Source organism: Rhodococcus sp. MEB041, assembly GCF_030208955.1.
GTDB lineage: Bacteria > Actinomycetota > Actinomycetes > Mycobacteriales > Mycobacteriaceae > Rhodococcoides.
The window spans coordinates 179,553-193,503 of record NZ_JARVSZ010000005.1 but is presented as its reverse complement, the minus strand read 5'-3'; the positions used below and the strand labels follow the sequence as shown (position 1 = coordinate 193,503).

General features: G+C 69.6%; 14 protein-coding genes. 7 read left to right on the top strand and 7 right to left on the bottom strand.

All coding sequences use genetic code 11. The features are described 5' to 3' along the window. The first annotated feature begins 9 nt into the window (after nt 1-9). Nucleotides 10-927, top strand: a complete 918-nt coding sequence (locus QRN16_RS15015; protein WP_285187882.1) for an NAD-dependent epimerase/dehydratase family protein — start codon at nt 10-12, stop codon at nt 925-927. Here the strand turns inward: QRN16_RS15015 and QRN16_RS15010 are convergent. After that, a complete protein-coding gene (locus tag QRN16_RS15010; protein ID WP_285187880.1) occupies nt 918-2,180 on the bottom strand; it encodes an MFS transporter in 1,263 nt (420 codons plus the stop codon). The two genes, QRN16_RS15015 and QRN16_RS15010, sit on opposite strands and share 10 nt — an antisense overlap. Next, nucleotides 2,177-2,788: a pyridoxamine 5'-phosphate oxidase gene (gene pdxH, locus QRN16_RS15005; protein ID WP_285188985.1), complete on the bottom strand. Its 612-nt coding sequence runs from the start codon at nt 2,786-2,788 to the stop codon at nt 2,177-2,179. Before pdxH ends, QRN16_RS15010 begins: the two co-directional genes overlap by 4 nt. Before the next feature lie 143 nt (nt 2,789-2,931). Here pdxH and QRN16_RS15000 point away from each other — a divergent pair, with 143 nt between their 5' ends. The 5 genes from QRN16_RS15000 (at nt 2,932) to QRN16_RS14980 (ending at nt 8,295) form a co-directional block, all read left to right on the top strand. Then, the gene (locus QRN16_RS15000) at nt 2,932-4,053 is read left to right on the top strand and encodes a citrate synthase 2 (RefSeq protein WP_027504219.1); all 1,122 of its coding nucleotides are present in this window, start codon (nt 2,932-2,934) and stop codon (nt 4,051-4,053) included. 194 nt (nt 4,054-4,247) lie between these two features. Next, on the top strand, nt 4,248-5,198 hold the full coding sequence (locus tag QRN16_RS14995) for a putative endonuclease domain-containing protein (RefSeq protein ID WP_285187878.1): 951 nt from the start codon (nt 4,248-4,250) through the stop codon (nt 5,196-5,198). A gap of 194 nt (nt 5,199-5,392) precedes the next feature. Continuing rightward, complete coding sequence (serC, locus tag QRN16_RS14990) at nt 5,393-6,514, top strand: phosphoserine transaminase (protein ID WP_222627773.1); 1,122 nt, start codon at nt 5,393-5,395, stop codon at nt 6,512-6,514. Between the two features lie 127 nt (nt 6,515-6,641). Continuing rightward, complete coding sequence (sepH, locus tag QRN16_RS14985; protein ID WP_222627775.1) at nt 6,642-7,496, top strand: septation protein SepH; 855 nt, start codon at nt 6,642-6,644, stop codon at nt 7,494-7,496. Between the two features lie 82 nt (nt 7,497-7,578). Continuing rightward, nucleotides 7,579-8,295 carry a DUF6928 family protein gene (locus QRN16_RS14980; RefSeq protein WP_056446855.1) on the top strand — a complete coding sequence of 239 codons (717 nt, stop codon included), beginning with the start codon at nt 7,579-7,581 and terminating at the stop codon, nt 8,293-8,295. Here QRN16_RS14980 and QRN16_RS14975 read toward each other — a convergent pair. After that, nucleotides 8,292-8,567: a DUF2537 domain-containing protein gene (locus QRN16_RS14975; RefSeq protein WP_222627779.1), complete on the bottom strand. Its 276-nt coding sequence runs from the start codon at nt 8,565-8,567 to the stop codon at nt 8,292-8,294. The two genes, QRN16_RS14980 and QRN16_RS14975, sit on opposite strands and share 4 nt — an antisense overlap. Continuing rightward, nucleotides 8,564-9,367, bottom strand: a complete 804-nt coding sequence (locus tag QRN16_RS14970; RefSeq protein WP_027504223.1) for a TrmH family RNA methyltransferase — start codon at nt 9,365-9,367, stop codon at nt 8,564-8,566. The genes QRN16_RS14975 and QRN16_RS14970 overlap by 4 nt, the downstream gene beginning before the upstream one ends. A gap of 62 nt (nt 9,368-9,429) precedes the next feature. On the opposite strand from QRN16_RS14970, the gene QRN16_RS14965 reads away from it, so the two are divergent. After that, a complete protein-coding gene (locus QRN16_RS14965; RefSeq protein WP_222640915.1) occupies nt 9,430-10,644 on the top strand; it encodes a GNAT family N-acetyltransferase in 1,215 nt (404 codons plus the stop codon). Here QRN16_RS14965 and QRN16_RS14960 read toward each other — a convergent pair. From QRN16_RS14960 to QRN16_RS14950, 3 genes are all read right to left on the bottom strand, one after another. Further along, nucleotides 10,641-11,882: an MFS transporter gene (locus QRN16_RS14960; protein ID WP_051613067.1), complete on the bottom strand. Its 1,242-nt coding sequence runs from the start codon at nt 11,880-11,882 to the stop codon at nt 10,641-10,643. The genes QRN16_RS14965 and QRN16_RS14960 overlap by 4 nt on opposite strands. Nucleotides 11,883-11,986: 104 nt before the next feature. Further along, a complete protein-coding gene (locus QRN16_RS14955; protein WP_056447507.1) occupies nt 11,987-12,415 on the bottom strand; it encodes a MarR family winged helix-turn-helix transcriptional regulator in 429 nt (142 codons plus the stop codon). A 62-nt stretch (nt 12,416-12,477) separates the two neighbouring features. Beyond that, nucleotides 12,478-13,932, bottom strand: a complete 1,455-nt coding sequence (locus tag QRN16_RS14950; RefSeq protein ID WP_027504226.1) for an NCS2 family permease — start codon at nt 13,930-13,932, stop codon at nt 12,478-12,480. Between the last annotated feature and the right edge of the window lie 19 nt (nt 13,933-13,951).

The following is a 13,951-nucleotide window of genomic DNA, read 5'->3' as shown; positions in this document are numbered from 1 at the left end:
GTGTTTCCCATGTCCGATCGTCACGTCGTCGTCGGGGCCGGCCCCGTCGGTACCCACGTCGCCCGCCTGCTCGCCGACCGCGGCTCCGAGGTCGTTCTCGTCTCCCGTCGCGGCACCACGGCCCCCGGCGTCACCTCCGCCACGCTCGACGCCTCCGACGCCGACGCTCTCAGCGCAGTCACGGACGGTGCCGTCGCGCTGTACAACTGCGCCAACCCGAGCGACTACACGCAGTGGCATCAGGTGTGGCCCCCTCTGGCGCGGTCGCTGCGCACCGCTGCCGAACGGACAGGCGCCGTCCTGGCTGTCACGGGCACCCTCTACCCGTACGGGCCCGTCGCCGACGGTGTCATGCGCGAGGGAATGCCCGACGCGGCTACCGACCACAAGGGTGTGCTGCGGGCCCAGATGTGGGCGGATCTCGCCGACGCTCACCGCGCCGGTTCTCTGCGCGCCGTCGAGGTACGCGGATCCGACTACGTGGGAACGGGAGTGGGCGCGAACGGCCACGTCACGCGCCTCCTCCCCGCTGCGCTCGACGGCAAGGCAGTGTGGGCGATCGATGCGGCCGACGTGCCGCACTCGTTCACCGACGTCCTCGACGAGGCGCGGGCACTGATCGCCGCCGTCGACACTCCCGAATCATGGGGTCAGGTGTGGCATGCGCCGACCAATCCCGCTGTGACACTGCGGCAGGCGATCACCGACACACTCGCGGCCGTGGGCAGACCCCCGGTGCCCGTACGCGTCGTACCCCGCGTGATCACGCGGGCTGCGGGTCTCGCCGTACCGATGCTGCGGGAGCTGAACCAGCTGTCCTACCAGCGCACCGCGCCCTACGTCCTCGACTCGACGCGGTCACAGCAGATGCTGGGCATCGAGCCCACTCCCTGGGCGGAGGTGTGCCGCCGCACCGCTCAGGTGTGAGCCGTGACGCGGTACTTGACGAAGGCCGGGATGGCGAGGGCCGCGATCATCACGCCGACGATGACCAGCACCCCGCCGCCCGCCGCCGCGGCCGCGGTACCCACCATGAAGGCGGCCGCGCCGTGCAGGACGTCGCCCACCCGCGGGCCGCCCGCGACCACCACGATGAAGACTCCCTGCAACCTGCCACGCATGTCGTCGGTGGCCACGGACTGCAGCATCGAACTCCGGAACGCGGCGGAGATCATGTCGGCGCCGCCGCCGATCGCCAGGAAGCCCAGCGCCAGGTACAGCGCCCACCCGCGCTCCCCGACCGTCGCGAGCGCCACGGAGACGCCGAACCCGATCATCGCGCCGCCCCACACCACGATGCACGCGATCACCGCGACACCCTGACGCTGCACGCGCGGTAACCACCCCGAGAAGATTCCGCCCAGCACCGCGCCCGCCGACAGCGACGCGAACAGCAGTCCGAGGACGAGTCCACCCTCGGCCGGGTCACCGAACGTCTCGGTGGCCACCTCGGGGAACAGTGCGCGCGGCATCCCGAACACCATCGCGATGATGTCCACGACGAACGAGGCGAGCAGCACCTTCTGCGTCGCCAGGTAGGCGAACCCCTGGAACACCTCGCGCAGACCCGCGCGTCGGGACTCCCCCGTCGGCGGAATCTTCGGCAGTCGCGCGACTGCCCACAGGGTCACCGACAGCGCAATGGTGTCGAGCAGGTACAGCGTCGGCAGCCCGAACGCCGGAATCAACGCACCGGCCAGCATCGGGCCCGCGATGGCACCGAAGTTGAACACCGTCATGTTGAGTGAGTTGGCAGCGGGCAACTGCCGCAACGGAATCAGGCGCGGGATGATGGCGCTGCGCGTGGGTTGGTTCACCGCGAAGAAGCCCTGCTGCACGGCGAGCAGCACCAACACGATCCACACGTTGTTCAGCCCCAGGTGCGCCTGCAGCCACAGCATGAACGACGTCGCGCCGATCCCCACCGTGGTGATCATCAGCAGGGTGCGCCGGTCCATCACGTCGGCCAACGCCCCGCCCCACAGCCCGAACACGACCAGCGGAACCAACGCGAACGCACCCGCGAGCCCCACGTACGCCGAGCTCGACGTGATCTGGAAGATCTGTTGCGGCACAGCGACGACCGAGAGCTGGGCACCGATGACCGTGACGACGCCCGACGCCCACAGTCGTCGATAGTCGGGGTTCTGGAGAGGAGTGGTGTCGGCGAGAAGTCTCACGGTTGCAGACGCTCGACGCCGGACGCCGTGACCACCAGCCTGTTGTGCAGACGGTTGTTCCGGCCCTGCCAGAACTCCACGGACTCGGGCGCGATGCGGAGGCCGCCCCAGTTCGGAGGCACCGGCACATCCTGGTTCTCGAACCTGTCGGTCACGTCGGCGAGGTGCCGTTCCAGGACCTGACGCGATCCGATGGGGCTCGACTGCTGCGACGCCCACGCACCGAGCTGCGACCCCCGCGGCCGGGTGGACCAGTAGGCAGCCGTCTCGTCGGCGCTCACCCGCGTGACCGGTCCGCGCACCGTGAGCTGGCGCTGGATGCCGATCCACGGGAACGTCGCCGATGCGAAGGGCGTCGACTCGAGATGGCGGGCCTTCGCGGATCCGTAGTTCGTGTAAAAGACGACACCCGACTCCGACAACTCCTTGCACAGCACCGTGCGGGTCGCCGGTCGGCCGTCCGCGTCCACCGTCGCGAGTGTGATGGCATTCGGTTCCGGCAGACGCGCGTCGATCGCCTGCTGCAACCACACACGGGCGAGCGCGAGCCAGCCGTCGGCGAGGTCGCTCTCCTCGAGATCTTCGTCCCCGCCATACGCCACCCGCATATCCGCCAGGTCGATGTTCTCGGTCACCGCGCAGACGCTACTCCCGGAGTACGGTGCGGCCCGCGCTACCCACTAGGGTGCGGTGAGGTGCAGGTCCACGCACGAAAGCGGGGTCCGCGGACACAGGAGAACGAGGGATCTTCATGGCCCAGGAAACAGTGGTACCGGAGGGCTTCGTCGCCGGACTCGAGGGCGTCGTCGCCTTCACCACCGACATCGCCGAACCCGACAAGGACGGCGGCGCACTGCGCTACCGCGGCGTCGACATCGAGGACCTCGTCGGCAAGGGCGTCACCTTCGGCAACGTGTGGGCACTGCTCGTCGACGGACGCTTCGGCCCCGGACTGCCGCCCGCCGAACCCTTCCCCCTCCCCATCCACACCGGCGACGTCCGCGTCGACGTCCAAGCCGGACTCGCGATGCTCGCACCGATCTGGGGCTACGAACCGCTCCTCGACATCGACGACGACACCGCCCGCGAACACCTCGCCCGCGCCTCCGTCATGGCGCTGTCCTACGTCGCCCAGTCCGCGCGGGGCATCTACCAGCCGGCCGTGCCGCAGACGCGAATCGACCAGTGCTCCACCGTCACAGAACGATTCATGACTCGGTGGAAGGGCGACCCCGATCCCGCCCACACCGAGGCCATCGACGCCTACTGGGTCTCCGCCGCCGAGCACGGCATGAACGCCTCCACCTTCACCGCCCGCGTCATCGCCTCCACCGGAGCCGACGTCGCCGCCGCCCTCTCCGGAGCCATCGGCGCCATGTCCGGACCGCTCCACGGCGGCGCCCCCGCCCGCGTGCTCCCCATGATCGAGGAGGTCGAGAAGTCCGACGACGCACGGGCACTGGTCAAGGGCATCCTCGACCGCAAAGAGAAGCTCATGGGCTTCGGGCACCGCGTCTACCGCGCCGAGGACCCCCGCGCCCGCGTCCTCCGCGCCACCGCGCAGCGCCTGAACGCACCCCGCTTCGAGGTCGCCGCCGCCCTCGAACAGGCCGCACTCGCCGAACTGCGCGAACGCCGCCCCGACCGCGCCATCGAGACCAACGTCGAATTCTGGGCCGCCGTCATCCTCGACTTCGCCGAAGTACCCGCGCACATGATGCCCGCCATGTTCACCTGCGGCCGCACCGCCGGTTGGTGCGCCCACATCCTCGAACAGAAACGCCTCGGCAAGCTCGTGCGTCCCGCCGCCATCTACACCGGTCCCGCACCGCGCTCCCCCGAGAGCGTCGAGGGGTGGGGCACCATCGCGTGAGGTAGGTGGGGTGCCCAGTTGCTGGGTGCCCGGGTTTCCGCCGCGCGCACCGCACGGTGTTTCGCGCATTTCTCGTCCTGCGCGCGTAGCCGAGCGGTGCGCGCGGGGCAAGGGGCGGGCGCTCGAACCCGGGGATGACGGCCGACTGTGGACGGCCGCAGCGCGGGCGACCGACTCGTGCGCACACTGCGGCCGTGAACTTCTACGGGGAACACCTGCTCAGCCGTCGTGACGCACTGGCACGCGGCGCCACCGACGCCGAGATCAAGGCTGCACTGGCGCGTCGCGAGATCGCCGTCGTCCGGCGCGGCATCTACGTTCCGGCTGCGGTCCTCGAATCGCTCGACGCCACCGGCCGGCACCTGCTCGAGGTGCGCGCGACGCTGCTGGCGAGCGCCCCCGCGGCGGCCGCCGCACACGGTTCCGCAGCCTTGGTGCACGGGATGTCGTTGTGGCGAGTCCCGGAACGGGTGCATCTCGGCATCCCGCGATCGTCGGGTGGCCACGTCGGTCGGCATCGCCACGTGCATGCCGACGGTCTGACCGAGCGGGACGTCGACGTCATCGACGGCCTGCGCTGCACGTCCGCTGCGCGCACCGTCGCCGACCTCGCGCGGACCCTCCCGTTCGAGGATGCGGTCTGCGCCGGTGACTCCGCACTGAACCGACATCTCGTGACGCCGGAGTCGGTGCGCGAGTCGCTGAGCCGTACGCCGTCCCATCGCAGACGCACCGCCGCCGAGTGTGTACTCGGCTTCCTGGACGGGCGAAGCGAGAGCGTCGGGGAGTCGCGGAGCCGCGTGTATCTGCACCATCTCGGCGTTCCGTGCCCGGAACTGCAGGTCACGCTGATGCTCTCGGACCGCCGCACCACCTTCCGCCCCGATTTCTTGTGGGAGGACGAGGGTGTGATCGGCGAGTTCGACGGTGTCTCGAAGTACTCGGCTCTCGCACGCCCCGGCGAGTCACCCGCCGACGTCCTGGTGCGGGAGAAGCGTCGCGAGGACCTGCTCCGCGCACACGGATGGACGGTGGTGCGCTGGACGTGGGCTGATCTGACGTCGCCGCAACTCGGCCGCGAACTGTGTCGGGTGTTGGCCGCAGGGTGCGGGGGCGCACGGCCGCGCACCACTCGGGTGGGGTGACCGCGCCCTCCACGCGCAGCGCCCGTCGACGAGCGCACGCCGCATCCTGCGCAGGGCACCGCGCGGTGCGCGCGCCGGCAAACCAACGCCGGCCCACCAACGCCGGCCCAATGGGGTGCACGACCCCTGTCACGGCTGCACTACCCTGATCACGCCGGTAACGCCCACACCGAAACTAAGGACGCGAACCCCGTATGGCCGAGAACCTGACCATTCCTTCCGACCTCAAGCCCGGCGACGGACGCTTCGGGTGCGGTCCGTCGAAGGTCCGGCCCGAGCAGCTCCAGTCCCTGGTGGACGTGGGCGCGTCGGTGTTCGGCACCAGCCACCGCCAGAAGCCGGTGAAGGACGTGGTGGGTCGGGTGCGCGACGGTCTGCGCGAGCTGTTCTCGATCCCCGAGGGCTACGAGGTCGTGCTGGGCAACGGCGGCACCACCGCATTCTGGGACGCCGCGGCGTTCGGCCTGATCAAGGAGAAGTCGCTGCACCTCACCAACGGTGAGTTCAGCTCGAAGTTCGCCTCGGTGGCCAAGGCCAACCCGTTCATCGGTGACCCGATCGTCGTCTCCGCGGAGCCGGGCAGTGCTCCGGAGCCCACGTCGGATCCGTCGGTCGACCTGATCGGGTGGGCTCACAACGAGACCTCGACCGGTGTCGCCATTCCCGTGTCGCGCCCGGCGGGCTCGGAAGACGCCCTCATCGCGATCGATGCGACCTCCGGCGCCGGCGGCCTGCCCGTGAACGTGGCCGATTCGGATGTCTACTACTTCGCTCCCCAGAAGAACTTCGCTGCGGACGGTGGCCTCTGGGTCGCGCTGATGAGCCCCGCGGCACTGGCCCGCGTCGACGAGATCGCGGCGAGCAAGCGCTGGGTCCCCGACTTCCTGTCGCTGCCCATCGCCATCGACAACAGCACCAAGAACCAGACGTACAACACCCCCGCGGTGGCGACGCTGCTCCTGTTCGCAGACCAGATCGAGTGGTTGAACGGCAAGGGCGGCCTGGACTGGGCGACATCACGGACCGCCGACTCCTCGTCGCGGCTGTACGACTGGGCGGAGCGCTCCGAGTACGCGACGCCGTTCGTCGTCGACCCGAAGCATCGCTCGCAGGTGGTCGGCACCATCGACTTCGACGAGAAGGTCGACGCTGCAGCCGTCGCGAAGACGTTGCGCGCCAACGGCATCGTCGACACGGAGCCCTACCGCAAGCTCGGCCGCAACCAGCTGCGCGTCGGCATGTTCCCGGCCGTCGAGCCCGACGACGTCACCGCCCTGACCGCCTGCATCGATCACGTGGTCGAACACCTGGCGTGAGAGCGTGCGTGTCCCCCCGACTGCTGCACTGTGGTGCATTACAGTCGGGGGAGGCACCGAACCCGGCCCCGTGCTCGGACAGCGAGCAGCCGAGGGGCAGGGGCCGTCGCGACGCAAAGGAGTGATCGTGCGAGAGATCCACGTGATCGGCCTGGCGTCGGACGGCAAGCACATCGTCTGTGCCGATTCCTCCGGTGAGAAGTTCCGTCTGCCGGCCGACGAGAAGTTGCGTGCCGCCGCCCGTGGTGACGCCGCGCGACTCGGACAGATCGAGATCGAGATGGATTCTCTGATGCGACCGCGCGAGATCCAGGCGCGCATCCGGTCCGGCGCCTCCATCGAGCAGGTGGCCAAGGAGTCGGGTATGCCGGCGAGCAAGGTGGAGCGCTACGCGCACCCCGTTCTGCTGGAACGCTCCCGCGCTGCCGAACTCGCCCAGCTGGGCCACCCCCTGCGTGCCGACGGGCCCGCCGTGCTCACCCTCGTGGAGATCGTGGGACTCGCGTTCCGCGGCCGCGGGCATTCGATGGACCAGGCCGAGTGGGACGCGTGGCGCGACGAGGACAATCACTGGATCGCTCAGCTGACGTGGCCCGCGGGACGCACCACCAACACCGCGCACTGGCGTTTCCAGCCGGATGCCCACGGCGGCAGTGTCACGCCCCTCGACGACGCGGCGTCCGAGCTGATCGACCCCGACTTCGGCCGCCAGCTCCGAGGGCTGGCCCCCGTCGTCGCCGCCGAGGAGGACTCGCCGTCGCAGCAGACCCTCGACGACTACTACGGGGTCGACGCGGACTCGGACACGGAGACCACGGCGGAGCAGCCCGAACCCGCGGAGACGCCCGCAGCCGAGCCCGAGCCCGAACCGACGCAACCCAAGCCGGCGCCGGGCCATGCGAACGCGAAGGACAAACGGGGAAAGCCCGCCATGCCGTCGTGGGAGGATGTCTTGCTGGGAGTGCGCAGCAACGGCCGCTGAGCCGAGCAGTGTTCACGCCAGAGTGATCTTCACGGCCGAGAAAGTGACCGTCTGAGACCGGACGACGACAAGGGGGCGCCCGGTGGGGCTGGGAACAGCAGCGTTGTGGTTCGTCGATGCACCTGATCCGATCGCGGTACTGCGGTCCGGAGTGCAGTCCGACACCGATGCGGCCGCGGCCGTCGCACGGAAGCTCCACCCCGGTCTCGAGCCCACCCTCGTCGGCATGGCTCCCCTGACGGCGTTCGCCGTGGCGTCGGAGCCGAATCGCGTGCTGGTCGGCTGCTACCCGGGCATCACCGTCGTCTGCGCGTCCGAGCCCGCCGCGGTGCGCCCGTCGACTCTCGAGGAGTCGTGGACGTCGTTGCTGCCGTCCACGCACACCTTTCTCGTCGCCTCCGAACGCGAGCACGCGTGGGGCGCCTTCGCGCAATGGGACTCCGGCACCCTGAAGCGCTCGTTCAGCGCCGGCCCCACCTACATCCACGAGGACGAGGGTCTTCCCTTCCCGTGGGAACGGCCCTTCTGGTCGGGCGACCATCCGCTGCAGTTCGACGGCGAGAAGTTTCCCGATCCCCAGGCGCTGCCGTTCCACCCCCAGGAGTTCGCCGACGCGGCGAGCGCCCACTGGCTCGGCGTCCGCATGATCGGCGGTGCCCGCGACGGGGACACCGACCCCGGGTCGGTGCTGTTGTGCGACTTCGCGATGCGCGATCCGGCGGCGACCCCTCCGCCCGAACCGCCGCGACCGGAGACTCCGGAGCCGCAGCGCAAGCGCGGCCTGTTCCGGCGCCGCTAGACCGACGCGTCGACGGCGAACGCCAGCACACCCACGGCCGCGCCGGCGGCGATGCCCGGAACGACGAAGCGCCACACCGGATCTGCACGCCGGCGGGCGACCGACGGCGCAGCGCCGCCCACCATCACGGCCATCACCAGGACAGCGAAGAGGCTGCTGACCCGGAGCAGGGTGAGGCCCAGCGAGATCACCGCGGCGGCGGTGACGAGTGCCGCGGCGACGGCACACGCAATTCCCGGGCCCCACGGTGTCGGTTCGTCCGGATCCCTCATCCCGTGCGCACCCGCTCGTAGAACGCCATGGCGGCCGCGGTGGCGACGTTGAGCGAGTCGGTGCCCGGTGCCATCGGGATCCGCGCCCGGACGTCGGTGGCGCGCATCGCGTGTTCGGTGAGTCCGGGCCCCTCGGCGCCGAGCAGGAGCGCGACCTTCTCCCCCGTCATCGCCTCGGCCAGCGGAACGGCGGTGGGATTCGGAGTCAGCGAGACGAGCTGGAACCCGTTGTCGCGCAGCACGGACAGCCCGCGCGGCCAGTCGGGGACCGTGGCGAACGGCACGCGCAGCACGTGGCCCATCGAGACACGCACCGACCGTCGGTACAGCGGGTCGGCGCAGGCGCCGCCGAAGAGGACGGCGTCGGCACCGAGGCCGGCGGCATTGCGGAACATGGAGCCGAGGTTCTCGTGGTCGTTGACGCCTTCGAGAATCGCCACGGTCCGCGCGTCGGCGACGACGTCCGCGAGGTCCAGCGGTGCGGGGCGCCGGGCGGCCGCGAGCACACCGCGGTTGAGGTGGAACCCGACGGCCTCCGCCATGACGTCCGCCGTGGTGCGGTAGAACGGCACGTCGACGTCCACGAGATCGTCCGCGAGCTCACCGAGCCGCCGCTCGACGCCCAGCAGCGAGAGGGGCTCGAAACGTGACGCGACGAGGCGCTGGACCACCAGAACACCCTCCGCGATCACCAGCCCCTTGCCCTCGGGCAGGTCGGGGCGGCGGTCCGAGGAGTTGAGGTCCCGGAAGTCGTCGAGGCGAGGATCGGCTGGGTCGGTGATGTCGACGACGTGTACCACGGACCCATCTTCTCAGGACGTGTTCCGGCGGTGCATCGGCGCGGCCGATAAGGTCGTCTGCGATGACTACCGACGACACGATCACCATCCGTACCGCCACCGAGGACGACTGGGACGCCATCGCGCTCCTCGACGCCCACGCTTTCGGTGAGCACCAGAACAGCGAGGACATGGAGGAGACCAAGATCCTCACGGCCTCGTCCGAGATCTTCCTGGCGTGCGACGGTGACCTGCCGGTCGGTGTCACGATGCACTTCCCGATGGACGTCACCGTCCCCGGTGGCCGCACCCTGCCCGCGACGGGGGTGTCGTGGGTGTCGGTCGCTCCCACGCATCGCCGACGCGGCATCCTGCGCCGGATGTTCACCGCGCAGCACGAGCGCTTCGAGGAGGCGGGCAAGCCCCTGTCGGTGCTCACGGCGAGCGAGGCGACCATCTACGAGCGGTTCGGGTACGGCGCCGCCACGCAGGGTGTCAACTACACCATCGACCGGCGCTTCACCGCGTTCCGCAAGGATCTGCCGCCGCCCCGGGGCGCCCGTCTGGTGACGTCCGCGGAGGCTCGTGAACTGCTGCCGGAGATCTACGGACGGTGGCAGCGACAGACCGCCGGCGCCCAGCCGATGCCCCAGACCCGGTGGCATCGCTTCTTCGCCGATCGCAAGAACTCCCGCGGTGGTTTCTCCAAGCTCTTCTTCATCGTCCACCCCGACGGATACATCGCGTTCCGCCGCGGCTACCGCGTCGGGACAGCGGGGGCGCAGGAGGCGCGCATCGTCGACATCATCGCCGCGACGGACGAGGCACGCTCCGATCTCTGGCAGGTGATGTGCGGCATCGATCTCGTGGAGACGATCGAGGTGACGCTTCCCGTCGGGGATCCGCTGCTGACACTGCTGACCGATCGCCGTGTCCCGCAGGTCACCGGCGTCAAGGACGGCCTGTGGGTGCGGTTGATGGACGTCCCGGCGGCGCTGTCGGCGCGCACGTACGCCATCGACACCGATCTCGTGATCGGCGTGGAGGATCCGTTCCTGCACGCCGGCGGCGCCTATCGCTTCGTCACCCGCGACGGGCACGCCGAGGTCACCCGCAGTGACGACGACCCCGACGTGACGGTGTCCTCGTCCGTCCTCGGCAGCCTCTACCTCGGCGCGCACCGCGCTCGCCAGTTCGCGGCCGCCGGCCGAGTGGCGTCGACGTCGGAGAAGGCGTTGCACGAGTTCGATCTGGCTTTCGGCACCCCGAGCCAGCCCCAGATCGGCTGGTTCTTCTAGGCGGGTCGGGGTTCGTCGACCCCGACGTCGGGCATCGCGATGTCGGCGACATGGGTGCGGCGCACGACCAGCGCCGCGCCCAGGCCCGCGATCAGGGAGACGATCCCGCCGAGCACCAGCGGTGCGCGAGGATCGACGACGTCGGCCACCCAGCCGAGCAACGGGCTGCCCAGCGGGGTTCCGCCGAGGAAGCACAGCATGTAGATGCCCATGACCCGGCCGCGCATGTCCGACGGGACCGACGCCTGCAGGATGTTCATCGCGATGGTGCTGAACGTGAGTTGGACTGCGCCGGCCGGGATCAGCATGACTGCGACGGCCCAGAACGCGGGCATCACTCCGGCCAGAGTCTCGAAGATGCCGAACACCACCGCGGACAGCACGAAGAGACGGATCCCGGGGGTGCCGCGTCTCCGGGCGGCGAGAGTCGCGCCGATCAAGGTGCCCACCGCGAGCACCGTGGACAGGAATCCGTACGCGTCCGCACCCTTGTCGAAGGTGTTGCGCGCGATCACCGACAGGCTCAGCGGGAAGTTGATGCCGAACGTCGACACGACGAACACGGTCGCCAGGAGCACGCAGAGATCCGGCCGCCCCGCGACGTAGCGGAATCCCTCCCGCACCTGCCCTTTCCGACGCGGTGCACGCTCGACGGTGAACAGTTCGGCGGGCCGCATGGCGGCGAGGGCGCCGAACACCGCGGCGAACGAGGCTGCGTTGACGAGAAAGACCCAGCCGGTGCCGACCAGCGTGATGCCCACGCCGGCGATCGCGGGGCCGACGATGCGGGCGAGGTTGAACGTCATCGAGTTGAGGCCGATGGCGTTGGGAAGCCGTGCGGGACCGACCATCTCGATGGTGAACGACTGCCGGACGGGCGCGTCGATCGCCGACGAACAGCCGAGGAGCAGCGCCAGGACGTAGACGTGCCACAGCGCCACGACACCGCCGACGTCGAGCAGCCCGAGCACGAGCCCGAACACGGCGGCAGCGGCCTGAGTGGCCATGAGGAGACGTCTCTTGTCGTACCGATCCGCGAGCACCCCGCCCCACACGGACAGCACCAGCGTGGGACCGAACTGCAGTGCCATGACGATGCCGACGGCGAGACCGTTGCCCCCGGACAGTTCGAGAACCAGCCAGTCCTGGGCGATGCGCTGCATCCAGGTGCCGATGAGCGAGACGATCTGACCCGACGCCCACAGTCTGTAGTTGCGCGAGTGCAACGCGTCGAACAGAGAGGGCCGGGCCGCGGACCCGTCCGTCCGCCGATGAAGTAGTTGCACGAAGTACCAATCTACTCCGGTGGCGGAGACCTCGGCCCGAGGTCAGGCGGGGAGCGTCACTCCGACTCGTTGACGATGGCCGACATGATGTCGACCGCGGTACGCATCGCCACGAGCTGGTCCGCGTCGAGCCCGCGCAACTGTTCGGTCAACCACGCCTCGCGGGCGTTGACCTCGTCCTCGATGACCTGACGGCCCGCGTCGGACAGCGACACGATGATCTGACGGCCGTCGGTGGGGTGGGGCATCCGGTCCACGTACCCGAGATCGCCCAGGGACGCGACGACGCGCGTCATGGACGGCGGCTGTACGCGCTCGCGCGCTGCCAGGGTGCCCGGAGTCATCGCGCCTTCGCGTGCGAGGGTCGCGAGAGCGGAGAGCTGCGTGAGCGTCACCTGGCTGGTGCGGCGGCCTCGCAGGTGCCGCGTCATACGGACGACAGCGAGGGAGAGGTCGCCGGCCAACGCACGCAGTTCCTGAGGCATCGCCACAGGATACGGCACGTGCGGGTGCTGAACGACCCGCGCGAGCAGCGGATCTGCGCCGACTACGTGAGCGCGTCCGTGATGGGCCCGAGGGCGAAGTACGCGACGAAGAGCAGGGCCACGATGCCGAGAAGTGGGTGGACGCTGCGGATCTTGCCGCGACCGACGGCGAGGACGACCCAGGTGATGAATCCGACGCCGATGCCGTTCGCGATGGAGTAGGTGAACGGCATGACCACGATGGTGAGGAACGCGGGCAGCGCCACATGGAATTTGGTGAAGTCGATGTCGGCGACCTGCCCGATCATCAACGCCCCCACCACGACGAGGGCCGGTGCGGCCGCCTCGATGGGGACCACCGAGTACAGCGGTGTCAGGAACATCGCGGCGAGGAACAGCACGCCCGTCACCACGTTGGCGAGGCCGGTGCGCGCACCCTCGGCGATTCCCGACGCCGACTCGACGAAGACCGTGTTCGACGACGCCGAGCCCGCGCCGCCCGCGACCGCGCCGACACCCTCGACGACGAGCGCCTTGCCGACGCCCGGCAGCGTGCCGTCCTTGCTCGCGAGCCCGGCCTCCTTGCCGAGCCCGGTCATGGTGCCCATGGCGTCGAAGAAGTTGGCCAGCACCAGCGTGAACACCAGCAGGCTGGCCGCCAGGACGCCGATGCGGGTGAAGGCGCCGAACAGATCGACGTTGCCCACGAGTGACAGGTCGGGGAGGTCGACGACGACGTCGGGCAGCGCCGGCACGCTGAGGTTCCAGCCCTTCGGGTTCACTCCCGCGGAGGCACCGGTGTCGGTGATCGCCTCGATGATCGCGGCCACCACGGTGGTGACGACGATCCCGATCAGCAACCCGCCCCGCACCTTTCGCGCCACGAGGATGCCCATGAGAAGCAGACCGAAGACGAAGGTCACCGTCGGCCACGACGCGATGGACCCGTCGATGCCCAGGCCGACCGGAACGGTGGTGCCGGCGATGTCCGGCACACGACGCACGAAGCCTGCGTCGACGAGACCGATGAGCGCGATGAAGGCGCCGATGCCCGCCGCGATGGCGGCCTTGAGTTCGCTGGGGATGGCCTCGAACACGGCGGTGCGGAATCCGGTGAGCGCCAACACCACGATGATGATGCCGTCGATGACGACCAGCCCCATGGCCTCGGCCCAGGTGACCTGCGGGGCGATGGTGACGGCGAGCAGCGTGTTGATGCCGAGTCCCGCCGCGATGGCGAACGGGTAATTGGCGATGACACCGAAGAGGATGCTCATGACGCCGGCCACGAGCGCCGTGACGGCGGCGACCTGGGGCACCGGGAGGATGTCGCCCAGCACGTCGGTCTTGGCCGCCGCGTCGTCGGGCGAGAAGCTGCCGAGGATCAGCGGATTCAGCACCACGATGTAGGCCATGGCGACGAACGTGACGACGCCTCCCCGCACCTCGGCGGACATGGTCGATCCGCGATCGGTGATCTTGAAGTACGAGTCGAGGAGAGACGTCGCGCGAGACATGAAGTGGAGACTAGGCCAT

Bases quoted from the DNA above. Each gene is read 5' to 3' on its own strand.
- QRN16_RS15015 (WP_285187882.1), top strand. From the start codon at position 10: ATGTCCGATCGTCACGTCGTCGTCGGGGCCGGCCCCGTCGGTACCCAC.
- pdxH (WP_285188985.1), bottom strand. From the start codon at position 2,788: ATGCGGGTGGCGTATGGCGGGGACGAAGATCTCGAGGAGAGCGACCTC.
- QRN16_RS15000 (WP_027504219.1), top strand. From the start codon at position 2,932: ATGGCCCAGGAAACAGTGGTACCGGAGGGCTTCGTCGCCGGACTCGAG.
- serC (WP_222627773.1), top strand. From the start codon at position 5,393: ATGGCCGAGAACCTGACCATTCCTTCCGACCTCAAGCCCGGCGACGGA.
- QRN16_RS14975 (WP_222627779.1), bottom strand. From the start codon at position 8,567: ATGAGGGATCCGGACGAACCGACACCGTGGGGCCCGGGAATTGCGTGT.
- QRN16_RS14965 (WP_222640915.1), top strand. From the start codon at position 9,430: ATGACTACCGACGACACGATCACCATCCGTACCGCCACCGAGGACGAC.
- QRN16_RS14955 (WP_056447507.1), bottom strand. From the start codon at position 12,415: ATGCCTCAGGAACTGCGTGCGTTGGCCGGCGACCTCTCCCTCGCTGTC.
- QRN16_RS14950 (WP_027504226.1), bottom strand. From the start codon at position 13,932: ATGTCTCGCGCGACGTCTCTCCTCGACTCGTACTTCAAGATCACCGAT.